Source organism: Paraclostridium dentum (assembly GCF_012922555.1).
GTDB classification, from domain to species: Bacteria; Bacillota; Clostridia; order Peptostreptococcales; family Peptostreptococcaceae; genus Paraclostridium; species Paraclostridium dentum.
Map to the genome: position 1 here is coordinate 183,583 of NZ_WIPK01000004.1, position 26,766 is coordinate 210,348.

At 28.3% G+C, this 26,766-nt stretch carries 25 protein-coding genes; 3 read left to right on the plus strand and 22 right to left on the minus strand.

Annotated elements, in window-relative coordinates; all coding sequences use genetic code 11:
* Window positions 1-23: 23 nt before the first annotated feature.
* The 4 genes from GFJ41_RS09530 to GFJ41_RS09545 form a co-directional block, all read right to left on the minus strand.
* On the minus strand, window positions 24-863 hold the full coding sequence (locus GFJ41_RS09530) for a YjjW family glycine radical enzyme activase (protein WP_226890244.1): 840 nt from the start codon (window positions 861-863) through the stop codon (window positions 24-26).
* Window positions 863-2,341 carry a YjjI family glycine radical enzyme gene (locus tag GFJ41_RS09535; RefSeq protein ID WP_170075204.1) on the minus strand — a complete coding sequence of 493 codons (1,479 nt, stop codon included), beginning with the start codon at window positions 2,339-2,341 and terminating at the stop codon, window positions 863-865. Before GFJ41_RS09535 ends, GFJ41_RS09530 begins: the two co-directional genes overlap by 1 nt.
* 160 nt (window positions 2,342-2,501) lie before the next feature.
* Complete coding sequence (locus GFJ41_RS09540; protein ID WP_021429525.1) at window positions 2,502-3,893, minus strand: YfcC family protein; 1,392 nt, start codon at window positions 3,891-3,893, stop codon at window positions 2,502-2,504.
* Window positions 3,894-4,112: 219 nt separating this feature from the next.
* Complete coding sequence (locus GFJ41_RS09545) at window positions 4,113-4,721, minus strand: DedA family protein (RefSeq protein ID WP_035114942.1); 609 nt, start codon at window positions 4,719-4,721, stop codon at window positions 4,113-4,115.
* 277 nt (window positions 4,722-4,998) lie between these two features.
* On the opposite strand from GFJ41_RS09545, the gene GFJ41_RS09550 reads away from it, so the two are divergent.
* Window positions 4,999-5,217, plus strand: a complete 219-nt coding sequence (locus GFJ41_RS09550) for a hypothetical protein (RefSeq protein ID WP_025162740.1) — start codon at window positions 4,999-5,001, stop codon at window positions 5,215-5,217.
* 42 nt (window positions 5,218-5,259) lie between these two features.
* Here GFJ41_RS09550 and GFJ41_RS09555 read toward each other — a convergent pair whose 3' ends face one another.
* The 4 genes from GFJ41_RS09555 to GFJ41_RS09570 form a co-directional block, all read right to left on the minus strand.
* Entirely contained in the window at window positions 5,260-6,930 is a 1,671-nt protein-coding gene (locus tag GFJ41_RS09555) for a dynamin family protein (protein ID WP_170075205.1), read from the minus strand.
* Window positions 6,923-8,596: a dynamin family protein gene (locus GFJ41_RS09560; RefSeq protein ID WP_035114946.1), complete on the minus strand. Its 1,674-nt coding sequence runs from the start codon at window positions 8,594-8,596 to the stop codon at window positions 6,923-6,925. The genes GFJ41_RS09555 and GFJ41_RS09560 overlap by 8 nt, the downstream gene beginning before the upstream one ends.
* A 160-nt stretch (window positions 8,597-8,756) precedes the next feature.
* Complete coding sequence (locus GFJ41_RS09565) at window positions 8,757-9,641, minus strand: sigma-70 family RNA polymerase sigma factor (RefSeq protein ID WP_021429490.1); 885 nt, start codon at window positions 9,639-9,641, stop codon at window positions 8,757-8,759.
* Window positions 9,642-10,052: 411 nt separating this feature from the next.
* Window positions 10,053-10,598 (minus strand): type I restriction enzyme HsdR N-terminal domain-containing protein, encoded by a 546-nt coding sequence (locus GFJ41_RS09570; RefSeq protein WP_052169076.1) that lies wholly within the window; start codon window positions 10,596-10,598, stop codon window positions 10,053-10,055.
* Between the two features lie 350 nt (window positions 10,599-10,948).
* Here GFJ41_RS09570 and GFJ41_RS09575 point away from each other — a divergent pair, with 350 nt between their 5' ends.
* Window positions 10,949-11,803 (plus strand): CAP domain-containing protein, encoded by an 855-nt coding sequence (locus GFJ41_RS09575; RefSeq protein ID WP_035114948.1) that lies wholly within the window; start codon window positions 10,949-10,951, stop codon window positions 11,801-11,803.
* Window positions 11,804-11,894: 91 nt separating this feature from the next.
* On the opposite strand, the gene GFJ41_RS09580 is transcribed toward GFJ41_RS09575, so the two are convergent.
* From GFJ41_RS09580 to GFJ41_RS09595, 4 genes are all read right to left on the minus strand, one after another.
* Window positions 11,895-14,528, minus strand: coding sequence for an ABC transporter permease (locus tag GFJ41_RS09580; RefSeq protein WP_170075206.1), 2,634 nt, complete (start codon window positions 14,526-14,528; stop codon window positions 11,895-11,897).
* Complete coding sequence (locus tag GFJ41_RS09585; RefSeq protein WP_035114952.1) at window positions 14,528-15,208, minus strand: ABC transporter ATP-binding protein; 681 nt, start codon at window positions 15,206-15,208, stop codon at window positions 14,528-14,530. The genes GFJ41_RS09580 and GFJ41_RS09585 overlap by 1 nt, the downstream gene beginning before the upstream one ends.
* Before the next feature lie 117 nt (window positions 15,209-15,325).
* A complete protein-coding gene (locus GFJ41_RS09590; RefSeq protein ID WP_052169077.1) occupies window positions 15,326-16,528 on the minus strand; it encodes a sensor histidine kinase in 1,203 nt (400 codons plus the stop codon).
* A gap of 7 nt (window positions 16,529-16,535) precedes the next feature.
* Window positions 16,536-17,201 carry a response regulator transcription factor gene (locus tag GFJ41_RS09595; RefSeq protein WP_035114953.1) on the minus strand — a complete coding sequence of 222 codons (666 nt, stop codon included), beginning with the start codon at window positions 17,199-17,201 and terminating at the stop codon, window positions 16,536-16,538.
* Window positions 17,202-17,590: 389 nt separating this feature from the next.
* Between GFJ41_RS09595 and GFJ41_RS09600 the strand changes: the two genes are divergently transcribed.
* Window positions 17,591-18,835, plus strand: a complete 1,245-nt coding sequence (locus GFJ41_RS09600) for a DUF1002 domain-containing protein (RefSeq protein WP_035114955.1) — start codon at window positions 17,591-17,593, stop codon at window positions 18,833-18,835.
* A gap of 37 nt (window positions 18,836-18,872) precedes the next feature.
* Here GFJ41_RS09600 and fliN read toward each other — a convergent pair whose 3' ends face one another.
* The 10 genes from fliN to GFJ41_RS09650 form a co-directional block, all read right to left on the minus strand.
* A complete protein-coding gene (gene fliN, locus GFJ41_RS09605) occupies window positions 18,873-19,136 on the minus strand; it encodes a flagellar motor switch protein FliN (RefSeq protein ID WP_021429427.1) in 264 nt (87 codons plus the stop codon).
* Between the two features lie 4 nt (window positions 19,137-19,140).
* A complete protein-coding gene (locus GFJ41_RS09610) occupies window positions 19,141-20,028 on the minus strand; it encodes a flagellar motor switch protein FliM (protein ID WP_021429527.1) in 888 nt (295 codons plus the stop codon).
* A gap of 121 nt (window positions 20,029-20,149) precedes the next feature.
* A complete protein-coding gene (locus GFJ41_RS09615; RefSeq protein WP_021429429.1) occupies window positions 20,150-20,503 on the minus strand; it encodes a response regulator in 354 nt (117 codons plus the stop codon).
* Window positions 20,504-20,545: 42 nt separating this feature from the next.
* The gene (locus GFJ41_RS09620) at window positions 20,546-21,352 is read right to left on the minus strand and encodes a CheR family methyltransferase (protein WP_052169078.1); all 807 of its coding nucleotides are present in this window, start codon (window positions 21,350-21,352) and stop codon (window positions 20,546-20,548) included.
* Complete coding sequence (locus GFJ41_RS09625; RefSeq protein WP_021429450.1) at window positions 21,339-21,818, minus strand: chemotaxis protein CheW; 480 nt, start codon at window positions 21,816-21,818, stop codon at window positions 21,339-21,341. Before GFJ41_RS09625 ends, GFJ41_RS09620 begins: the two co-directional genes overlap by 14 nt.
* Before the next feature lie 18 nt (window positions 21,819-21,836).
* Window positions 21,837-22,322, minus strand: coding sequence for a chemotaxis protein CheD (locus GFJ41_RS09630; protein WP_021429432.1), 486 nt, complete (start codon window positions 22,320-22,322; stop codon window positions 21,837-21,839).
* Window positions 22,323-22,333: 11 nt separating this feature from the next.
* Entirely contained in the window at window positions 22,334-22,948 is a 615-nt protein-coding gene (locus GFJ41_RS09635; RefSeq protein WP_021429539.1) for a chemotaxis protein CheC, read from the minus strand.
* Between the two features lie 17 nt (window positions 22,949-22,965).
* On the minus strand, window positions 22,966-24,045 hold the full coding sequence (locus tag GFJ41_RS09640) for a protein-glutamate methylesterase/protein-glutamine glutaminase (RefSeq protein ID WP_035114960.1): 1,080 nt from the start codon (window positions 24,043-24,045) through the stop codon (window positions 22,966-22,968).
* Between the two features lie 58 nt (window positions 24,046-24,103).
* Entirely contained in the window at window positions 24,104-26,278 is a 2,175-nt protein-coding gene (locus GFJ41_RS09645) for a chemotaxis protein CheA (RefSeq protein ID WP_170075207.1), read from the minus strand.
* Window positions 26,279-26,313: 35 nt separating this feature from the next.
* Window positions 26,314-26,766: methyl-accepting chemotaxis protein (locus GFJ41_RS09650; RefSeq protein WP_226890245.1), on the minus strand; the 453-nt coding region annotated here is incomplete at its 5' end.

The window sequence follows — 26,766 nt, forward strand, 5'->3', positions numbered from 1 at the left end:
GGTTTACATATATATTCATTATATTAAATAATAGAGTTTATCATTCTATCTTTTAATACTTCTTTCGCTTTTTCATGGTATTTCATGTATTTTTTTTTCGGATAATCTCTAAAATTAGAAAGTTCTCCTTTTACTCCGTATTGTCTAAACGGTATTAATTTAAATTTAGTATACTCATTTAAATTTTTTATATATTTAACCTCATCTATAAATGTATCCCAATCATCATTAATATTTTCGATTAATACAGTTCTTATTTCATATAGTTTTTCAGTCTTAGCACATTTATTTATATTATTAAAAACTATATTGCTTTCTATTCCTGTAACCTTGATATGAGTATCCCCTTTAAACGCCTTTAAGTCAAACATAAATCCATCTACATGTTCTATAAGCTTATCAATATCTTTTTCTTTTACATTTCCATTTGTATCAACAAAAACATTTAGATTTGTTTTTTCATGAATAATATGAGCAAATTCTACTATAAAGTCACTATAAATAGTACACTCTCCTCCAGAAAACGTAATACCATCTATAAGGTTTTTATATTTATTGATATAGTTAAATAGTTCAGTTGTATCGTAATAAGTAATTTTAGGTGAAGCAAATTTCTTACACACACCTATACATTCATCACAATTTATGCATTTATTTTTATCATATTTTATTTTTCCTTCAAATGTAAGTGCCCCCGCCTTGCATACATCTATACACTCTTTGCATGAAAAGCAAATATTTTGGGTTTCTGGATTATGACAATATATACACTCCATATTGCAGCCTTGCAAAAATATACTTATCCTACATCCAGGCCCATCTATAAAACTCATATTTATAATTTTATTAACAGGAGCTTTCATTAAACAGTTCTTACCTTTCTTTCTTCAATTCCATTTTTCATACTTAATGCACCTAAAACAACTGAGTCTTCTCTTAAGTTTTTGCCTTCATTAAATTTATTTATATCAGTCTTTTTAACTAAGTATCCAGTTATTCTTACGAATTCTGAAGAATCACTGTTTATAGATAATACTCTTATTCCATTTTCAAGAGCTCCTTTTACAACTCTAAGCATTCCATCTATATTATTTTTTGCAGTTTCGTCAAATAAATATATATCACTGCACCCTGTATCAAAATACTTGTGAAGTTTTCCTGATAAATTAATGTGATCAAATATATCAGGCTCACATCCATACTTAATTCTAATTGCTGGAGTTGTATCTGTGTCCGATTCTAATCCCCCTTGTGCATGGACTCCATGCTTACCTTTTGTTCCTCCACAATATAGCGCATCTTCATTTCTAACCAATTCAGCAAATCGTTTACATATTTCTTCTGCTACATCATTGGCTCTTTCATCATGACCCATTTGTTTTCCTGTAAATATTTCAACACATTCAAAAGTTCCATATATAGCTGGCATAGATGTAAACTTATTTAAATCTATTAACCCCTCTTTTGCTAAGAATGAACTTTCAAAGAACTTAACATCTTCAACTAAATATTTAATTCTAGCATTTGTAAGTTCTGATAGTGATTTTACTGCCTTTGGAAGTTGTACATTCATAAAATCTTCATAATCTTTACTTTCTTCTGCTAATGCTTTTAAATTTAATCTAGTTAGTGTATGTGCTCCACCACCTATTCTAAGTGAGTTATAACAACTAACTACACCATAATCTTTCCCTAAATCATTAGTCATTAATTTATGATTTACAAAATATGGTTTTATATTTTCAAGAGCTGATTCTATACCATACTTTATAAGATCATCTGGAGTTTCTTCACTACACTTTAAAGTAACATTAGGTATAGCTTTTCTAAGTTCTCTTTCTATTTGTATGACTAGTCTTCCCACTCTACTATCTTTTGGTCCTATATTCATATGAACAAATGCATCAGGTAACGTTCTATCTATGTTTATAAGTAGCATTTTTATTAGATTGTAAGCTTCTTTTTCACTTACAGTATCCATAAATGGTTCTAATACATCGTCTATTTGCCCTACATAAACAGGATATCCAGTTATAGATGGTACATATTTATAAAGTATTAACATTGCATTAACAGCCTCATATAAATCTTTTGGTGGCTGTATATCTAAGTACTCACTACCTTGTTTTATAAACTTTACATAGTCAGGTAATACGTATCTAGGTCTATATGGTCTAGTACCTTCATTCATATCACATAATATTTTTCTATCTAAATAAGACTTTGTTTCTTCGCTTATTTTTAAAGGCGCTAAAGAATCTTCTGCTAATCTTGCCATATTAGCTCTTTTTTCATGATATTGCATATCCATAGAGTGTAATATTTGTTCTATACTGTTCATTATTTAGTCCCCCATTATTTTATATTTATTATGTCAATTCTACCACACTAATAAACATTTGTTAATAGAAATAAACATTTATTTATATTTTTTATAATTTAATTTTATTATGCACTTAAATAAAATAGCAGCTTAATCATATCGATAAGCTGCTATTTTATTAAAATCCTATGTATAATCCAATTGTTAAAAATGCTATACACACTACAATTATTCCTCCTATTAATGGAGCGATATATCTTAACCATTTAGACCATGGTATTTTAGCAAATGCTAGTGCTCCCATTAAAACTCCTGATGTAGGTGTAATTAAATTAATAATACCAGTCCCAAATTGATATGCAGTTATTATTAACTGACTAGATACTCCAACTAAATCTGAAAGTGGAGACAATACAGGTATTGTAAGTGATGCAAGTCCTGAAGATGACGGTATTAAAAATGCCAATACAGATTCTAGCGCAAAAGATAAATTAATAAATATAAATTTAGGCAATCTACTTAATAAATCAGCTGAATAATTTAATAAAGTATCTATTATATGTCCATTCTGAGCTACTATAACTATACCACGAGCTAATGCAATAGCAAGTGCTGCAGATATTAAATCTGAAGCTCCATTTAAAAATGAATCAACTATTTCATCTTGCTTAAGACCTCCAAATATACCTGAAAAAATTCCTATCATACAAAATATCATAGCTATCTGAGGTATGTACCAGTCTAAATTTAAAACACCATAAACCATCATACACATTCCACCTATAAATATAGCTAGGACAATACCTTCTTTTTTTGTAAACTGCTTTATTGATGAATCCTCTACAATAAATTCACCTTTATTTTTTTGATCATAATCATATACAATCGACTTTTTAGGATCTCTTTTAACTTTATGAGCATGTAACATAACAAAGCTTATCGAAAGCGCCATCAATGCCACAAATATTAAGCTTCTATATCCTATTCCAGATCCAGGTGTTATATTGGCTAAAGCTTGCGCAATTCCAACTGAAAATGGATTTATAGTGGATGCTATTACACCGGTTCCAGAACCTATGAAAACTGTACTTATGGCTGTTAACGAATCATATCCTAAGTTCATCATTAAAGGTATAAATATCATATAAAACGGTAGGGTTTCTTCATTCATACCAAAAGTAGATCCCCCTAACCCAAATAAAATCATAGACACCGGTATTATTAATACTTGTAGTTTGTTGAGTTTTTTAACCGTATGATTAATTCCTGATTCTATAGCTCCTGTTTTATTAACTATTCCAAAAGCACCCCCTACAAGAAGTACGAACCCAACTACTTCAGCAGCATCAATAAATCCATCTATAGGAGCTTTGAACACATCTTGAATTCCCTGAGGATTTGGTGCTACCTGTCTATATGTTCCTGGTTTTACCACCATTCTTCCATCTACATTTATTCTTTGAAATTCCCCACTTGGAATAATCCATGTAAGAATAGCAATTACTACAATAAGTAAAAATATTATAGTAAATGTATGTGGTATGGTGATTTTTTTCTTAAGTTTACTCATTTCCATTTCTCCTATTTTTTTACATTTTAAATTTTATGTAGAATTATATCATAATTTGTAGAAAAAATAACTATACTTTTAAAATTTAGAAATAGTCTAAACTTTCACCAATTTCACATTTATTATAAATTTTCACTTATAAAAATTAATTCTCAACTAAATATCATATATATGTATTTTATAATCATAATTATTTTAGTTTTAATCAAAAAAAAGACACTAAGTGTCTTTATGAGTTTTTTTTATTCTACTTTTTATTGTATAAACTATCGTAAATATAACAGCTATTATGCATACTAATAAAGAGTACTGTTTCAATATAGTTGTTATAATATGTATTTTATGTCCTAGCAAGTATCCTGCTGAAATTAAAGCCAAGTTCCATATTCCAATACCTATAGTTGAGTAAATTATAAAAGTTATTATATTCATTTTTATAACCCCAGCTACTATAGAAATAAATGTTCTAGCTACTGGAACTACTCTTGAAATCATTACAGATATTTTATCGTATTTTTTTATCCATGAATATGACGACATTACAGATTTTTCAGTCTTAGGAAACTTCCCTATTATAATTTCAATTAAAGGCTTACCAAATTTATATCCTAAATAATAATTGACTATACACCCAGTTATTCCTCCTAATATGGATATAGTTACTACTTGTGCAAAATTCATATTATATTTAAATGCAAATATCCCTACTAATGGTAAAACTAATTCACTTGGTAGAGGAAGGTTTGCATATTCTAATGCTACTATAATAAAAATACTAATTAATCCATAGTTTATTATAAACTCTTCAACTAATGACCTAAACTCCAACCTCTCCACCTCTTTTACTAAACTTTCTAACTACTGTGTTTTAAACAGTACTATATTTACTATCATATCATAGCTAGCCTAAATATATCAATATTATATTTTTACCCCATATTTTATAATCATAATTATAATTTAGTTATTATAGTTTTGAACTTTAGGGATTTATATAATTTTTTCTCGCATATTGTATTTATTAATTCTTTGAAATTTCAGACTATAGGTTGTACAATTTAATTATAGGAACATATATTTATAAACTTTGTGGGGGGGTTTCTATATGTCTATATTTTTTTTAATTTCTTTTATGATTTTTTTAATATATTTTTTATCTATGGTTTGTATAAGGTATAGCTATATATCTAATTTAGCTATAAAAAACAAACTTGATTTTAATTCATTTTACATAAGAAATAATATTTTAGCATATGATACAGGGTTTAATAAAATTACAGATAATATAGCATTTTCATTGTATAAAATCTATAATAGATGTTAGCCTAAAAAAAGCGTTAATTAAATTTAATTAACGCTTTTTTTGTTAAAGTTTATCTATATATTCCTTCAAATCAGCTTGAAGTTCTTCTATTTCGTATTCATTCATACATACATCTTTTGAATTTTCAAATATTCCTTGATCTATTCTTATAATTTCTTTGCTAGCTTTTTCGTATATATCTATTAATATATTTCTTATCTCAAATTTTATATTATCTTTGAAGCTTTCTATATCTTCTATTATATCTTTATTCATCTGATCTTGTTTTAACTTATCATATAATACTTTTCCAATCCCTCCAGTTACCGTACCTGCTAAAAGTAGTGGTGGACAATAAGTAAGCATCGCTGCCCCTATTGTTACGCTTGGAGCAGACGCAGATAAAGCAGCTGCATATACAGCTAGTGCACTACCAGATGTAGCTCCAAGTAAAGCTCCTGTTCCAATAGTTGCTAGCATTTCGTTCATATCTATTTCTTCTTCATTTAATTTAACCTTAGGTAAGTCTATATTGTAATCTCTATAGTTTATATCTTTTATAAACTCTTTTATTTTCTTATTAGTAATGCTATTAACTTCTTTTATACATTCATTCCACTCTTTAAAAAATAATTCATCCAATTTTACCTTTTCATTATTTATGACATTATTTATATAGCTATCATTCATATATTCTCTAGCTATATCCGTATTTTTATTTATTCGATGTATTTCATCTTCTAAAAAGCTTTTATCCAACCACTCATTTATCTCAAATTCCATTTTAGCTTGTATATAATCAAACTTTCCATTTAATAAATTTTTATGATTTGATAATTCTTGTGATAGCATTTCTAATGACTTTAAGTATTCATAATGATATACCTTTTCTTTGTGTTTTAAGGCTTCTATAGATGAGTTTACACTTTGAAGTTTTATTTCATCATTACTAGTTCTAATACTTTTTAAAAATTCTATTAATGATACAAAGTTTCTTTTTAATTCATCCGAGTATTCTGATACTAAATCATGTTCTTTCGCTACGGCATTTTTTATTATATTATTTTGATATTCTAGATGAGATGATATTATAAAAAATTTATCTATATATAGATCATACTCATCTTCTATATAATCTAAAACTTCTTGATGATTATCATGTAGCAAATCTCCTTTGTTTAACACTCCAACTATAGGTTTCCCATAAGATGAAATTAATTCTACAGCATCTTTTATATCTTCTTGCCCTATGTGAGTTGAATCAAAAACATATAATATTATATCGGCATTTTGTATATATTTTATAGACTTATTTTCATTTTCTGATGTAATACTTTTTAATCCAGGCGTATCCACTATGCTAATATCCTTTAATACATCTGAATTTATACCTATATTTATGCAGTTTTGGTCTATATCATAAGTTTCTTCTTCATTGTAAAAAATATTTATAATCGATGATGTAGCTTCTAATACATCTACCTCAGATACCTCTCTTCCTACAATAGCGTTAACTAATGTAGATTTTCCTGACTTAACTTCTCCCATAATCGCTAATTTTAATTGGCTATATGGTTTCTCTAACAAAATATCAAAATTATTCATTACTTCTTCTAGGTTATGTTTAATAATCTTTTTAAAAGGTACATTTTTTTCTTTCATTAAATAATTTCTAACTGGAGATTCTATAAAATTACATCTAGCTTCTTCAATGCAATTATTTAAGTTACCCAACATAATCCCCCCATTTTTTTAAAATATTATCGATATCATTAACTTGCCTTAAATGTTCTTTTATTATCATATAATCTGTATATTTTCTTCTAAATGCTTTGGCGGATTTATTAATTATATCCTTTTCTATACTGTTTAATTGGCTATCTAAATAATTTAATAAATTTGACCTTAATTTATTCCTTTCATCTATAATTAAGTACACATTTGTTTCATAATTTTTTATTTTTTTAAGTTTACTTAGAAAAGCTATTTCTTTATATTGATTGTTTTCTTCCTTTATTAAATATTCAATATTTAATATTTCTTTTGACTTGCTTATATTTACATTAATATGGTTTAAGTCATCTGTTTCATCACAACATAAAATTTTCTTATTTAAACTTAAATACATATTGTTAAGTTCTATTTCTAGTAAGTTTTCTAAATCTTTTAATTGAGTGTAAGCACCATTAGTTTTTAAATTTTCAATATTTGTACATATGTTTATTTTCTTTTCAAAATATAATTTTAACTTTTCAATTTCATAGTTTATACTTCTTTTTACCTCGTCAAATTTGTATAAATCCTCATATAAATCTCTTTTATAAATATTGATTAGTTTTTTTAAATATTCGCCACTAATTTTTAAATGCATATACTTTGACTTAATTTGCATTTTTTCTGAATTTATCTTAAAATTGCTATCTATACTATTTCTTAGTTCTTCTATATTGCTTAAATTGGTAAGTTTCTTATCATTGCTTACATATCCATCAATTGCTTCTTTTGAAGATACAAAAACTATATCTACAAAATAGTTTTTATATAAATTTTTGACAGCTTCCTTAACTTTTGATAAATCATTGTCTTTATTTCTTATCTCATCGACTTTGTTCACTGCACAAATTATATTATTATAATCATCGCTTAATATATAATTTTCATTCAATTCAACTATCATATCATTGCTTGATTTTGAAACTATATTCTTTGCATCTAAAACCCAGATTATGCCATCTGCTCTTTTATAATAATCAACCATTCGTCCTTTGGTGCTTTTTAGTAAGTTTTGATTTAAACCAGGAGTATCTACTATAATAAAATCATTTAAAACTCCGCTTTTGTTTATATAGTGTTTTACCTCTACAATATCATATTTATATAAATACTTTTCTTCTAAAGACTTTTTACACTCCTTTAAATCATAAATGCTTAAATCATTATGCTTTTTTATTTTTTCAAATTTGTCTTTTATAACTTTTTTTGAGTTCTTAACTTTTTCTTCTTCTGCTTCTAAAATTGATAGTCCTTCATTATAATTATAGGATTTTGTTTCATATCCTCGGACAATATCCATTTTTTTATAATTAGATGATGTTACTATATCTAATCTCCAAGTATTCGGAATATCTTTTGTATTTAATTTATTATCTTTTATCAAGGAGTTTATTAGAGTTGATTTGCCATATTTTCCAGGACCCATAACAAATAATAAAAATGGTTCTTTAAGTTCAATTATACTTTTAGAAATTGTATTTATTTCTTTTTCAATTTCAGCTATAAGCTTATACGTTTTACTTGACTCTAAAAAAGATTGTATCTTCATATTTTTTAGATTATCTTTAATAATCTGAATATCCGAATGAATTTCCATATAAACTTTTTCTCTATTTGAATAGTACATAGCATCAATCCTTGAAATAAGTTTTTTATATACTTTACATTATATTAATATATATCCTATTAATATGACTTACTTTCTAAAACTAATTTAATTAAGCATAAAAAAGCTATGCAAACATTTAAATAACGTTTACATAGCTTTTTAAATAAATAGATATATTTTAATAAAAATGCTTTAATTGCTTTAATCTACTTGGATGTCTTAACTTTCTTATAGCCTTAGCTTCTATTTGTCTTATTCTTTCTCTAGTAACGCCAAATACCTTTCCTATTTCCTCTAATGTCTTAGGTATATCATCATCTAATCCAAATCTCATTCTAAGTACTCTTTGTTCTTGTTCACTTAGTCCAGTTAATAGTTCTTCTATTTTCTCTCTTAGATTATGTTGTTCTACTTCATGCATAACTACATCTCCAAAATATGCATCTGAAGGTATAAACTCAACTAAGCTACTATCTTCATCTTCTTTTATAGGTGTATCCAATGAAACTATGTTTTTATCTCGTTTAAGTAAATCTATTATTTTCTCTACTTCTATCTCACATGCTACGGCTAACTCTTCTATTTTAGGTTCTCTTTGTAGCTCTAGTGATAATTCCTGTTTTTTTCTTTTCACAAAGTTAATTCTTTGATGAAGATGAACAGGTATTCTAATAGTATTCTCACAATCATCTATGTATCTAGTTATACTTTGTTTTATCCACCATGTAGCATAAGTACTAAATTTATATCCTTTTTTATAATCATACTTTTCTACAGCTTTTATAAGTCCTATATTTCCTGCTTGAATTAAATCAAGCATATCGATATTTTCTTTTCTATATTTTTTAGCAATACTAACAACTAATCTGTAATTTGCATTGATAAATTCTTCCTTAGCTCCTATAAATGACTCATCTATTTTTTTAGCTAATTCAACTTCCTCTACCGCAGACAACATTTTGTACTCTTCAATTTCTTTTAAGTACATTTTCATAGCATTTGATGAATTTGATGAATCACTGTAAATGTAATTTTCATAAGTATGTTCTCTTTTAGCCCCCATAATCTACCCCTTCTATCTCTAATAATTTGTTAATCAAATTTAAAAAGTGTCTGTAGTTTCATCCTCATGTTAATAGTATGTAAACTTTTCTAAAAAAATACTTTTTAGTTGTCAACAAATTCCTATATCTATTATTCTACACTTACATATCAAATTCCTTGATTTTTTTTATATTTTTTTAAAATAATATTTTATTAACTACAATATTACTATAAAGAACAAAAGACTGCACAATGTGCAGTCTTTTACCCTCGAACGACAAAGTCAAATCCCTATTAATAAGTCCAATAATAATCTTGCCCCTATATTACGGTAAAATATTAATGAGATTATAACAGATTTATAATACCATTAATAAAAGGGTTTAGTCAAGCTAAACCCTCATATCATCGCAAATTTAAGCATATTTTATTATTTATTGTCGTGGTTACATCCGCAACTTCCACCACAGCATTCATGGTCTTCACCATGGCTATGTCCTCCGCAACATTCATGATCTTTATGATCATGATCTTCTCCACATCCACAATCATGAGATGCTTCATGCTCTTTTACTAATTCTTCCATTTCGAAGAACTCTTTTACCATCACATCATACTCTGGAAGTGATTCTTCTGTATCATATTCTTCACCAGTCCAATTTGCATACATCATTTCATTTCCATTAGTCAAAACAGCTCTTCCTGCTAAAGTTATATTATCTACATCTTCTAAGAAATCTACCGCTTCTTGAGCTACTTCCCCTTGTAAAGGAGTTTCTTCATCTAAACATTTTATAATCATAACAGGAGCGTAAAAATCTTCATTATCTTTTACGTTTACCATTATATCTATTACACCTTCTGCACCTTCTTCAAATTCTGATAACGCTACATCTGTATCTATCATCTCTTGTGGAACAAATAAATCTTCCATTAAGTATTTTATAACTCTATCTTTTACTAATTCTTTTGACATAGTAATTCTCCTTTCATCTTTTGGTAATTTTACCTTTTAATAGTATACCATTTTTTTAATAATTTAACTAAATTTTTTGCTATTTATATTTAAATTTAAAGGTTTAATGCTTTTATACCCATCAATATAGTTTTTACTCTATTTTTGTATATATACTCTAATTTTTACATTATTGTAATTTATATATAATATTTACATAACTTAACAATGCATAAATGCTAGCCTTTATGATACTATAGTTACATCCAAGATATAGGCGCTAGGGGGTAGCGCATCTTGTAGGTTACAAAACGGTAACATTTTCAAATAATTCATTTATAAAACTATAACATTAAAGAGGTGACTTAATTATGAATATCAAAGTTAAAACATTATTATCATTAGGTGTAGTATCTATAATAGGAGTTTGTTCTACACTACCTATTAATGCGGCATCAAATGAAACTGTATCTAAAAAGGTTTTTTGCGACAATAAAAGTTACGAGGAATACTTATCTGTAAATGTAAATGGTAAAGACTGTGCAACACCTATAAAGCCTTTACACTATTTAATACAAGATATTTTAAATAATAAAGTGAAGTGCCCTACTGCCACTTCACCAAGTAAACCATCTACTCCTAATGTAGATAACAATACTGAATCTAAACCTGATTCAAAACCAGAAGGTAATACAGATTCTAATGCAAGTAAACCATCTACTCCTGATGTAGATAATAATACTGGATCTAAGCCTGATTCAAAACCAGAAGATAATACAGGTTCTAATCAAGAATCTAAGCCTGAAGAAAAACCTGAACAACCTTCTAATCCATCTGGTAACTTTGCAAGTTTCCAAAAAGAAGTGTTAGATTTAGTTAATAAGGAAAGAACAAGCAGAGGACTTCAAGCTCTTAAGTTTAACTCAGAATTATCAAATGTAGCTACTTTAAAATCACAAGACATGATTGATAAGAACTACTTTGACCATACATCACCAACTTATGGTTCTCCATTTGACATGATGAAGAAATTCGGTATAAGCTATACTTCAGCTGGAGAAAATATAGCTATGGGACAAGAAACTCCACAAGAGGTTATGAATGCTTGGATGAATTCTGACGGCCATAGAAAAAATATACTTAACCCAGATTTCACTGAACTAGGTGTTGGTATAGCCGCAAAAGGTTCTTCTTTATACTGGACACAAATGTTTATAGGTAAATAATATAAAATAAATATAAAGCCTATATCTTAAATTGTTTAATAATTTAAGATATAGGCTTTAGTTATGTTAATTTTGTAAATTACGTATAATGTTATACTATTTCATTTTTTATTGCTTCTACTACATTACTTTTTTTAACGCATGTTGAAGTAAAATAATACGATAAGAAAATAGATGAAATTAAAATCATTGTATACATTAGAATTACTCCTGCTGGGAAAGCAGATATAAACTCTCCCCATGTGATTATTGTTAATCTTAGCATAAACCAGCAAATAAATAATACTATTGGTATATTAACTATAATAGGTGTTACAGCAAAAAATAATCCTTCTAGAGTCAGTATTTTATTTAATCCATTTGGCGTTAATCCTACTGACCTAAGTACAGAAAATTCTCGTTTACGTAATCTTAGATTATTTGAAATGGTAGAAAATGCGTTAAATATACCAATCAAACCAATCATTAAAGCTATAGCAAAAATGCTAATAGATATGGATTTTTGAACTAGTGTATAATGATTCTTTTCTTCTAGCAGACTCCATATGCTAAAATCATCAGATCCAAGATAAGAGCTACAAATCTTATTTAGTTCTTTTTTTACACTTGGGCTAGCATTCTCCCCTACCAACAAATCAATTCCCATAACGCTGTATTCAAGCATCCGTTCTGGCATAAACTTACTAACTGTTTGCTGATAAGTTTTCATAGGAACTATAAATGCTACACTATATCCACCCATTTTTAAATCACTTGGAGAAACTTCTGTAACAGCTCCTACTTTAGCATTAAATTTATAATTTGTATTCATATCATTTTCTACTTTTTCATGTAATACTAACTCATCGCCCTCTTTTACATTTAATATTGGTATTTTTTGTGTTACTTTTGAGTTATTTGGTATATGGTATGTGCTATCTAATAATATACCTGTACCTGCATCCCCTTGATAAAATTTTTCAGGATTGATACCAATTTCTTCACAATATTTTTTAAATGATTTATCACTTAATCCAACCAAATTTGTTATAATTCTATATTTTCCATTTTCCTTCAGTACATTATATTTAAAACTTACTTCATCAAATCCTCCAGACTTAGAAAAAACACCTGATTCTTGTTGTTTAGTTACATAAGTTGAAGTACGTACTTGTCTTCTAACTACACTATCCTTAACTTTAGGTGACGAAATAATTTTATTTATCATATCATCACTTGGTTCATCAAGAATATTTAGATTAACCGTCATATCATATTTGGTCATTTGATCGTTCTTAGACTCAGCTAAATTCAATATAGATATAATGCTAATATATGCCACTGTTAATGTGAAACACATTGAAATAGACAACACAGCAGTTCGTAAACTTCTTTTATTAGCTGTAAATTGTACTTTTGCTAACTCGCCTTCTATTCCAAATATTTTATTAATTATTGGGTAAGATTTTTGTTTTTTAAATTTTATGTTATTATTATTTTGACGTATTCCAACAATGGCGGATACTTTTGCTACTTTTCTTGCTGGAATATACGCCGATATTAGCACAGTAATCAACGAAATAATAATAGCAAAAACTACTACTACCCATGAGAATGAAATATCTATTTTTCTAAAATCTTCTGTAGCACTAAGAATTTCATTAACTTTAAAAACAACTATATGACTAAATAGATATCCTATCAAAATCCCTACTGGTAATTGAACAAGCCATAGTACAAACCCTTCATAAATTACAGAATGCTTAATTTGTTTTGGAGTTGCTCCTAAGCTTTTTAGTATTCCTAATTGTTTAATCCGACTACTTGCAGATAAAGAAAACGCATTGTAGATAATAAGAATAAATGCCCCCATAATTAACAAAGTCATTATTATTACAGTTGCTAGTATTACTATAACTTCAACATTTGTATTATTTTTATCGTTAATTCCATATAAACTTAACAAAGATGTATTATAAAGAACATTATATTTTCCATATTCATCTTGTTTTAATCCTGTAGATTTAGCTATTTTAGGTAATATATCATAAGTTTTACGAGGTTTCTCAAATCTCATATAAACCGTAAGTTCATCTTTAGGTTTTATCTGTGAATGATTCAAATATCCCATAGCAATATAACCAGGATATGCTGAACTCCCAGAAACATCAATTTCTCCAACTATAGTATAATCCTTAGTTTCTATTTCTTTGAAAGTCTCGCCTAATCGTTTATTATCTTGGGTTTTAATTATTTTTTCACCTAACATACGATTACCTACAGGAATAGTCAACTTATCACCAATTTTGTGCGAAGGATTATCCAAGAAAAATAATTTAGATACAACAATTTCTCCTGACTTTTGAGGAAGTCTACCTTTTGTAAGTGTATTTTTTAAACTCATATCAGACCAAAAATTTGCATCTGCATCTCTCATTAATAGATACGGGCGTTTTGCATCAGAAAGCTTAGCAGTAATCCACTGTCCTTTAATCATAGTAGTTTCAACCTCTGGATTTTCTGTTACATACTTTAATTTATCACCTGATATAGATTCAAATAATTCACCATGCCAATATCCCCCATTTTCAATTGTTGAGCTTACTTTTGATTCCCATAAAGTATGTACAAATATACATAGTGAACATAAAAGTGCTGAAGCAATTGTAATAGCAACTATTATAGAAATTGTATGTCGCTTATTTTTTTTCAAATGGTTGTATGTATATTCATTCATTATATTCATCACTTAATCACCTCGTCTGACACAATTTCACCATCATCAATTCTAATCATCCTATCTGCTGATAATGCAATTTTTTCGTCATGAGTAATTATTAAAATAGTTTGATTGTACTCTTTATTTGAAACTTTTAACATCTCAAGAATACTTTCAGAGTTTTTTCTATCAAGGTTTCCAGTAGGTTCATCTGCTAAGATAATAGATGGTCTATAAATTAATGAACGAGCTATAGCCACTCTTTGCTGCTGACCTCCTGAAAGCTGGTTTGGTAGATGATTAAGCCTTTCACTTAAACCAAGCATTTTTACAATCTTATCAAACTCTTCTTTTTTTGGCCTTCTGCCATCTAAAAGCATTGGTAATAATATATTTTTCTCAACATTTAATGTCGGTATAAGATTAAAAAACTGATATATTAGCCCTACTTTTCTTCGACGAAATAAAGCTAGTTCTGTTTCATTCATTGATGAAATATCAGTGTCCTCAATATATATTTTTCCACTTGTAGGTTTATCCACTCCCCCTAACATATGTAATAGTGTAGATTTACCTGACCCACTTGCTCCAATTATTGAAACAAATTGTCCTTTAGTTATGCTCAAATTTAAATTATTAAGTGCAGTGACCTTCATATCTCCCATTCCATATGATTTTGTAAGGTTTTCAGTTCTTAGTATTTCCAAAATATTCTCTCCTTTATTTATTAGTCCATATTTTCAAAGAGTTTATGATTTTACTCTGCTATTCTTTGATTAACTTTATTTTACTTTTTCTATCTTACATCTTAGTGACAGAGTTAATTAATTTCTATAAAACTTTATTATAAATTTTGCTCCTCCTGTTTCCTTATTTAAAGCAGTGATTTCACCGTTTTGTTTCTTAATTATAGACATTGAAAGAGCGAGCCCAATTCCTACACTATTTTTAGATGAATTAGCACCCTTATAAAATCTAGTAAATAAATGGGGAATATCCTTTTTATCAAATCCTTTACCATTATCTTCAATTATTATTTGCGTGCATAAAGGATCTTGTTTATAATCTATAGAGATTACTCCACAATATGGTGTATGTTCGTAGCAATTTTTGACTATATTAAGAATTGCTTCGCTTGTCCAATGAAAATCACCATTAAAACACATATCACTATTATCTTTAATAAAAAGTTGTTGATTCTTTTTTCCTATCATTAAACGCAAAGGTTCAACAGCTACACATATCAATTCATAGACATTAATAGGTTTATATTCTAATTGAATTGAATCTGCATCTATTTTTGAAAGTATTAATAATGATGATACTAAATAATTTAGACGCTCTATCTGTGCTGAGATACTTCCAATATATAAAGCTTCATCCCCTTCAATATTGCTAGATTCTAATAATTCAATCATCAATGACATAGACGTAATCGGAGTTTTAAGTTGGTGGGAGATATCTGCAAGGTTATTGCATAGATTTTCTTTTTCTACTCTTTCTTTTTCTCGGCTTTCTCTAAGCGTCATAACAGTTTTATATAATTCATCTTCTAGTATTGAAAATTCATCTTCTTTGCTTTTAATCTGCATTGTATAATCGCCTTGGTTTATATCATAAAGATATTTGGCCAAACTATCTATGCGCTTACCTTTTATAATATTTGAAACTACTAGAGATACTACAAAATAAGAAAATATTGCTACAATTAGTATTAAAATCACATTTAGTACATTGCTAAATCCTTGGTTAGTGTTGAAAATAAAGTTTGAACTTTCTATATAACCATATTGATTTAATATTTTCTTCCCATTATTTATATCTGTTTCATTTTTATTTTTTAGTGCTGATACTAAGTCTTGTTCAATATCCGCATTAGTATTAGCTCCAACTTCTATAAGTTGTGCCGCTTTTTCATAAAACATGTTCTCTGATTGCTTGTAAATAAAAGCACAACATATAACACAAAAAATTGTTATATATATAAAGCTTGTAGCTAACCATATCCTCATACCTTTTTTATTCATATAAAATTTAATCCTCCAACCTATAACCTACCCCTCTTACAGTTTTAATAAAAGATGTATCTTCTAACTTCTCTCTAAGACGCTTTATTGCTACTGATAATGTGTTGTTATTTACAAATTCTCCATTAACATCCCATAACTTTCCCAGCAATGCAGATCTTGTTAAAGTTCGATTTTTATTTTCTAATAATTGTAATAATAAATTATACTCACCAACTGTTAATTCTACCTCTTGGTTGTTTTTATACACTCTTGATTGAGATTTTATTACTTTAATGTTTTTGCAACATAAAATATCTTCTTGGATTTGCTGCTTTACTGTTCTACGCAACACAGCACTAATACGAGATTGTAAAACGCTTAATTTAAAGGGTTTTGTAATATAGTCATCTCCCCCCATATCTAATCCTTTTATCATATTGCTGTCTTCATCATTGATAGTGAGAAAAATAATAGGGATATCTTTAATTTCTTTTACATAACGACAAAACTCAAATCCTGATCCATCAGGCAGATTTAAGTCTAATAATATTAAATCTATATCTGGTTTAAAAAGTTCTTTTCCTCTTTCTATATTTTCACCATTAATAACGTTATAGTTGCTTTTAGATAAAAATGATTTAACTCCGAAAGCAATTGTATCGTCATCTTCAATTATCAAAATATTAAACATCTACTTATCTCCTTTTTTATTATCAAGTTCAACTGGCAATTATTATAATATATTATTTTATTTAAAATCAATGTCGAAGTTTGTATTATATTCAATTTTTATATCTTAATTAAAATGCTACCTTTATAAATACCTAAAAAAAGAGAGTAATTAATAGCTCTAAATCAATGGAGAGATTAACTATTTATCCTATAAATATAAGTATATTAATCTTCTTTTTTGTTTTATAAAAGATATATGTTTTTTATTTTATTAATTAATCATTCATTAGATGCATATATAATATTTGAGTAAGAACTCTAAAAATGTTATAATTTTGTAATCGTCAAAATTTACAAAATGCTTTATTATATTAGTATCTGTTTAAATTATTTTAAAGGAGATTAATTATGAGTTTAAAAAAGAGAGTTACGTCAATTATTATATGTTGTACTGTTATATTAGGAAGTTTTAGTTTAGTATTCGCAGATTCTTCAAGAGTTGTTACTTTAGGAGCTAACTTAAGTGCTGAGCAAAAACAAACTATGCTAAAATACTTCGGTGTAAACCAAAATGATGCAGTTGTACTTGAAGTAAATAACCAAGAAGAAAGAAAGTATTTACAAGGTATAGCCCCTGAGGCCCAAATAGGAACTAAAACTTATTCTTGTGCTTATGTTGAACCTACTAAGGCGGGAAGTGGAATAAACGTAAAAACAGCAAATATTACGTGGGTTACTTCAGCTATGATAGCTAGTACACTTGCTAGTTTAGGTATAACTGATGCTAACTGTGTAATAGCGGCTAATTTCCCTGTAAGTGGAACAGGAGCCCTTACTGGTGTAATGAAGGCCTATGAGGATGCTACTGGTAAGCCTCTAGATGAAAATAAGAAAGAAATAGCTACAGAAGAACTAGTTGTAACTGGAGACTTAGGCCAAGATATCGGTCAAGATAAAGCTACAGGAATAGTTAATGATGTAAAAACACAAGTTATTAAGAATAATACTAGCGATACAGTTCAAATCGCAGATACAATAAATAATATTACTAATAACTATAATGTAACATTATCACCTGAACAACAAAAACAATTAGAAGATTTAATGCTTAAAATTTCTAAGCAAGATTATGACTACGGTAAAATGAAAGATGCTTTAAATAGCGTATCAGATACTGTAAATGAAAATTTAAAAGATCTAGGCGAAAGTGTAAATAATTCAGGTATATTAGATACCGTTAAAGGATGGTTTACTGGAATCGGAGATTGGTTTGCTGGATTAACAGGTTCTAAAGATGAAAATCTAGGTATATTAGAAAATACAAATGATAGTTTACTTGGTGAAAATGCACACATAGATGCTACTAACAAAGATGCTATAAATTTACCTTCTAGTGAACAAGTTGAAGGATTCTTTGGTAAGGTATGGCATTGGTTTACAGGATTATTCAATGGAGATTCTAACAACTCAGAAAATAATAACAATAATACAACTGAAACAAGTTCTCCAAATGAAAGCCCTAAGCAATCTAATGAATCTAATTCTAATGAAGTTAACAACAATGAAAATGTAGATTTAAATAATAATTCAAATACAAATCCAGTTGAAAACCAAAATAATAACGCAGACAATAATACACAACAAAATAACTAAAATAAAAAGGCAGATAAATTATTATCTGCCTTTTATATTATCCTATAGTCTTTACTAGCTCTTCTTCACCTAATATGCGCGTTATTCTAACTCCGAAATTTTCATCTACAATTACAACTTGTCCATAACCAATTTTTCTACCATTTACATTGATTTCAACTTCTTGCCCTTCAAATGTATCTAGCTCAATTAAAGATCCTTTTGATAACTCAAATATATCTTTTAATGCTATTTTCGTTCTACCAAGTACCGCACTTACTTTAAGTTCTATATCTAATACTCTATCAAAATTTTCACTCATATGATTACACTTCCTTTTTTACACTATCTGTTATAATAACACCACGCTTATTTTTAATAAGCCCTGGTTTGCATTTAAAAGATCTTGCGCCTCCTACATTAAGGTCTATATCTCCATCTATTTTAGTATCTAGAGTTATAACATCTCCAAGCTTTAAGTCTAATAACTCTTCTACACTTATTTCAGTTCTACCTAATACTGCAATCATTTCTGCACTTGTTCCACAAATTTTATTATAAATAGCATTTGTGAATTCAAAGTCATATTCAATATTTTTACTTTTAAAAAGTCTTTTTGGCTCTAATTGCTCTAATACCGGTTCCATACAACTGTATGGGTTGCAGAAAGACATTCTACCTACTTCTTTATTTCCATCCATCATTCTCATGTGAGATATTAATACCGACTCACTAACTGGATATTTTTTACTAGAACCTACATTTGTGTAAACATTAGAAACTTCTCTATGATCACAACCTTCAAATATATGCATTTTAGTTAAAAACTTACTACCTATATAAGATATTAACTCTCGGTCTACTTCTGTTAACTCTCTATTGTAATCACTGAATACTCCATCTCCTCCAAGTATTAAATCTACAAATGTAAGCGCAACACTCTTATCAATTTGATATATAAGACCTTGAATTAGTGGCTGTATTGAATGTTCAATAATTACTGAGTCATTAGAAATCATATTCATAAACTCTTCGTAGTTTGTTTGTTCTATTTTTTCTAATTTACACACTATATTAGGTCTTTTTAATTCATAAGCTACAAATAAATTTATATTCTTGCAAAATTCTTCTTCTATTATAGATAAGAATCTCATATTTCCTGTAGAATATCTTTGCGGCTTTTTAAAGTCATATACAACAATTCCTTGGCTCATAATATATCTTTATCTCCTCTATAAATTTCATTGCTTTAAAAGGTCATATACAGTTTTTCATACTTTAAGACTATATAAATAAATCTTTGGATAATATAAAATAACCTCTTATACTTTAATTTTATAACTTAGATAAAGCTGATACTATGATTTCCTCTTTAAATGGCTTTACTATAAATCCTTTTGCTCCATATATTATAGCTTCTTTCATTCTAGCTTCTTGTCCTAATGCCGAAACCATTACTACAGAAGCTGCTGGATCAATTTTTTTAATTTCTCTTAGTGCTTGTAACCCATCCATTTCTGGCATAGTTATATCTAATGTTACTATGTCTGGTTGTAATTCTTGATATTTTTCAATGGCCATTACTCCATTTTCTGCTTCTCCTACTATTTCAAAATCATAATTTTGAAGCATCGTACGTATAGACATACGCATAAATGCTGCATCATCAACTATTAATACTCTTTTCATAATTTCTTCCTCCATTTATGTCAATTATTATCTTTTTTTATCTTATATTTTTCTATACACTGATGGTTTAACTCTTTGAAAATCGGTTTGCAGGTTAGATAAATTTTCTGACATACCTATAATCAAATACCCTCCAGGTTTAAGTGAGTCATACAACCTCTTTATTAATCTTTGCTTTGTAGGTGTATCAAAATATATCATTACATTTCTACAAAAAATAACATCGTATTTGCATTTTTCCCAACCTAAACTATTATTTAAATTAAAGTATTTAAAATCAATTAACTCTTTTACATTATCATCAATCACATAGTTTTTTTCACTTACTTTTTTAAAAAAACTCTTTTTCCATACAACTGGCAATTTTGATATTTTATCTTCTGAATAAATTCCAGCCTTTGCTTGTTTTAATACATTATCAGAAATATCTGATGCAGTTATACTAACTTTAAATTTTGAACTTTTTCCAAGTATAGATGATACTAACATCGCAATACAATAAGGCTCTTCTCCTGTAGATGATGCGGCTGACCAAATTTTAATTCCACCAGCATGAGGTCTTTTTAAGCTAGGCATTAGTATTTCATTTTTTAAAAAATCATAATGTTGCTCTTCTCTCATAAAATATGTAAAATTTGTAGTAAGCTTCTCTACAAGTGTTGATGCTTGTTCTCCTGTGCTGTCTTTCATTAGATTATCTATGTAACCTTTAAAATCCGTAAATCCTAATTTTTTTACCATTAATAATAATCTAGTTTCTATTAATGTTCTTTTGTTTTCTAAGTTTATTCCATAGTTATTATACATATAATTTTTTAGTCGTAAAAAATCTTGATTAGTTAGTTCCATCGTTAACATCCTCTATAATTTTCACTAAAGAATCGCAGTCTAATATCATTTGAACATCATCATTAATTTCACTAACACCTTTTATAAAGTTTTGTTTGTAGTCTTCTTTACTTGAGTTCATTTTCATAATTTGATTAGGTAAAATAGTAATAACTTCATTTACTGCGTCAACAATCAGTCCAATTTTTTCCATACCATTCTCTATTATAATTATACACGTTCTTTCATTATAGTCTATAGGTTCTATATCAAATCTCATTCTAGCATCCATAACAGGTATAATATTACTTCTTAAATTTATAATACCCTTCATATATTCAGGAAGAAAAGGAACCTTTGTTATTGGTAATACCTCAATAATTTCTATAATGTAATTTGATGATAGTGCATATTTTTGACCGTTTATAATAAACACCATGTATAAATCATCAATTTTACCTTCTATTATTTCATCATTTGCATTCACAAATAATACACCCTCCTTTTAAATAACTTTTTCGCGTTTTCCAACACTCTTAATAGTTAGCTTATTTGTAAGAGTATCAAAGACAATAGTCCTTCCACAAGAACCTAATACATCTTCAGAAACAATAGAAATATTCAACTTAGCTAACGTCTCTTTGCATGATTTTACATTTTTTTCTCCAATAGTAAAAATACTACTACTAGAGTTTTTAAAATTAAACATATGTGCACCACCAGCTAACTTAGCTCTTATAAGTCTTTGGTTAGCTCCAGATTTTATCATTTGTTCATATAATAAATAAATTCCACTATCTGCATACTTCGATTTGTTATCCATTTTTTTATCAACCTTTGAATCTGGAAGCAAAATATGTACTAATCCTGCAATCTTATTTATTTCATCATACAAAACTACGCCACAACATGACCCAAGTCCAACAGTCATTATCTTTTCTGGTGCTCTTACAATGTTAGATTCTGCTATTCCTACTGTTATAATTTTCATTAACTGTTCTCCTAACAAGCAAAACCTAGTGAGGATAGTAATTTTTCACATGACTCAACTTTAGGAATAAAATAATATTTACCTTCTATATTGTTATCTGTCGTAAAGAAATCAGTCTCTATACATAATATTGAATCTGAAACTGGCCCATATAATGATATAGGTAGATTCATAATTGCTCTGACCATATCTACACTGAAATATGGAATAGAAGGATCAATACTTAAACTAGTCATATCTGATATTGCTGTTAAGTATGTCCCACATAATATGTTGCAAATTTCTCCTATTGAACTTAATTCTTTACGTACTAAATCATAATCTTCTTTATCAAATTCTAAGTTAGTTCCAGTTACTTTTGATAGTAAATTAATAGCAGAATCAAGTTTCATTATAACCAGTATAAAACCTTCCATGTCTCCTGATAATTGTAAAACAGTTCCTACAACTAACTCTTCTGGAGAATCATAACTATTAGTTATATCAGAAAAACTGATTAAATCACTCTTTGGTATTCCTATATCTACAATCTCATTTAACATCATACCTAATGAAGTAGATGCATTTCCTGATCCTATATTACTAATTTCTCGAAATACATTTAATTTATCACATTCAAAGTTCATATATACCTACTTTCTATCTACTCTTTATCTCTTATTGTAGATTCTGATCTTTTTAATTGATTTAATATTGCATTTGGTATCATATCTAAAGAAGTTTCTTTCAAAACTGCTCCAATATTTTTTGCTGCCATAGGCATTCCATAAACAACACATGAATGCCTATTTTGCCCTAATGTATATCCACCTGCATTCTTTATATCAAGTAGTCCTTTAGCTCCATCGGATCCCATTCCCGTTAAAATAATACCTATAGTATTTTTTTTCGAAGCTTTTGCTACTGATTGAAATAAATAATCTACTGAAGGGCAGTGTCCAGTGACTTTTTCACCCTCTTTAATTTCTAATACATATTTATTATTTCTTTTTTCAACTCCCATTTGTAAAGCTCCAGGAGCTATATATGCATGTCCACTTAGAATTTCTTGCCCATCTTTACCTTCACATACATTTATAACGCACTCTTTATCTAACCTCTCTGCATATCTTTGAGTAAATACAGGTGGCATATGTTGAGTTATTACTATTCCTGGTAAGCCAGCTGGTAACTGTTTTAACAGTTTTCCAACAGCCTCTACTCCTCCCATAGAAGCTCCAATAGCAATTATATCTGTATTAGATTTACTTCTTATGTTTTTTGTCACACTTTTTTTATTTGCAACAGTGTTAGGTTTATTTAAATTATTTCTTGAATAATTATCTTTAACTAGTTTAGCTACAGATGCCTCTTTTATTTTACTTGCTAAGTCGTTTGCAAAATTGTTCATTCCTCTTGAGTCTGGTTTTTCTACAAATCCAACTGCTCCTGCATTTATTGCCTCAAAGCATCTATCATCTGCTCCACTTATAACAATAGTTGGTATTGGGCATTGTTCCATTAAAATTTTTAAAAACTCAATACCACTCATACCTGGCATCTCAATGTCTAATGTCAATACATCTGGTCTTAGTTCAATTATTTTATCTCTAGCTTCATAAGGGTCTTTAGCTGTTCCTACAATCTCTAATTCTGAAAATTCTTGAAGATACTTAGCTATGACACGACGAAATATACTAGAATCATCAATTATTAGAACTTTTATTTTTTTATTTACTTCCATATAACGTCTCTCCTTCTGAGTATTTACGATGTCTTCTAACTTTAGTTTGATTTTTTTATTACTCGCTTATAATTGCATTTGCATCAATTATCAAGCTAATAGATCCATCTTCTAATATAGAACATCCAGACATATATGATTGAATTTTTTCAAATTGTGTTAATAATTCTGGTATAGGTTTTATTACCACTTGTTGCTGCCCAATAATTCCATCAACAATGATACAAACATTACCTATTTCAGATTCAACTAAAATCATAATTCCATTGTCATTTTTTTGAGTATCTATTCCTAATATGTTTGATAGTCTTCTAATCTCATAGCAGTTTCCTCTTATTATACTGTGTTCTTCTCCATTTGGATTTTTAACTATCTCATAAGCACCTTGTCTAAATACTTCTTTTATGTTAAGTGATGGTATTATATATATTTCATTACCTACTCTAACTTTCATTCCATCAACAATTGCTAAAGTTAAAGGAATTCTAATTACTATATTAGTACCTTGTCCTTTTTCACTATCAATAGCTATCGAACCTCTTAGTTGTCTTATGTTAGTATATACAACATCCATTCCAACTCCTCTACCAGAGTACTCACTTACAGCTTCCTTTGTAGAGAATCCAGGTGCTAGTATAAAGTTATAAGCTTCTTTGTCACTTATTTCATCTATACTTTTACTTGTAATTCCTTTTTCTATAGCCTTTTTAACAATTGCTTCTTTATTTAATCCTCTACCGTCATCTTTTATTATTATAACTACATCTCCGCCAGTGTTTTTAGCTTCTAATAGTATAGTTGCTTTCTCTGGTTTTGAAGTTTGTTGACGTTCCTCTGGAGTTTCTATTCCATGGTCCATACTATTTCTAATCATGTGCATTAATGGGTCAGATATGTTCTCAAGAATATTTTTATCAACTTCAGTTTGATCTCCCACTAATTTTAACTCTACTGATTTACCAGTTTTTCTGCTCATATCTCTTACAACTCTTTGCATTTTTGTAAAAGTTGAAGATATAGGAACCATTCTCATAGACATTACTACATCTTGTAATTCAGTTGTTAACTGATGTAATCTTCTAGCTTGCTTTTCAAAATTATCACGATTGAAATTCTCTAGCTGAGATTGTTTTTCTACCATAGATTCTGTTGTTACAATCTCTCCTACTAAGTTCATCAGCATATCAATTTTACTTATATTCACACTTAAGTAGTTATTCTTACTATGTGTGTGATGTTGATTTTCCTCTTGTTTTGAATCCTTTTTTGTTGCCTTATTTTCATCATTTGCTTTTTCATTTTTTTCTTCTTTATTAGCTTTACTTTCTTCTTCAATATGTTGAATATCTTCTTCAACAACTATCGCTTCCTTTATTTCCTCTATTTTAGCTTCAGGAACAATAGTTTCTTCTTCTACTGTTGCAGCTATTTCTTCTTCAATTTTTTCTTTATTTGAAGAACTTATATTAAATACACTTTCTAATTCAGTTGCATCTGTAACTTCTTGTATTTCTAAACTTTCTAAGAACATAGTTTCTTTTATGCATTGTTCTATTGACTCTTTTTCTTCTTGTGTACTTAAATATATTCTAAATCCATCATTTATTATTTCATTATCACATTCAACTTCTAAGTTTTCGGGAATTGTTTTTATAAATGAACACTTACTTTCTATCATAGCAAGTACTCCTAGAGCTCTAATTCCCTCCATCCCGCAGCCATTTTCAAATGAAACTTTAGCATAAAATTGTTTTTCTCCATCCTTAGGCATTTTTATCTCAATTTTTTCTTCTAACTCACTGCTTTGTTCTATATCTTTTTCTTCGCTTTCAGACTCTTCTTTTAATAACCCTCCTACTCTTTCAAGTAGTTCATCTATACTGGCTTCTGGAAGCAATCCATCCTGAACATTTAATATTTCTTCCTTTAAAAAATCTATACTTACTAAAACTACATCAACTAGTTCTTCCCACTTATTGTTAGAAAGTTCTCTTCCATTTCGTATTTCATCAAAAACATCTTCTATGCTATGTGTAAGCTTAGTTAAACTATCATATCCCATCATAGCTGAAGACCCTTTAATAGTATGCATTGCACGGAAAATTTCTTCAATTTCTTCTTTTCCTAATTTTCCTGTATCAGATTGCCCAACAAGTAGAATTTCTTCTAATTGTTCTAGTAATTGCATATTTTCATGAACATAAAATTCATTTAAAGAATCCATTCCGCTCATACTCTGTCTCCTTTATTAATTAAACTTTTAAATTTTTAATCATTCGTAGCAAAATAATTTACTTCGTTTTTATTAAAATCTATATTTTTATTTGAATCTCTTAAAACAAACTTATCTATAAGTGATTTTAGCATTTGAGCTTGTCCACTTAATTCTTCACTTGCTGCTGCACTTTCTTCTGATGTTGCTGAATTTGTTTGTACAACTTCAGAAATTTGATCTACACCTACTGTAACTTGAGCAATTGAATTGGCCTCATCTTCAGATGCTTTTGCTATATCATTAACTAGTGCAGTAGTTTTGCTTGTTGTATTTATTATTTTTTGAAGCGACTGAGCTGTGTTATCTACAATTTTTGTTCCATTTCCTACTGCTTCTATTGAATTTTCAATTAATGTAGATGTATTCTTCGCTGCTTCTGCTGATTTTGCTGCTAGATTTCTTACTTCATCTGCAACTACTGCAAATCCTTTACCAGCTTCTCCTGC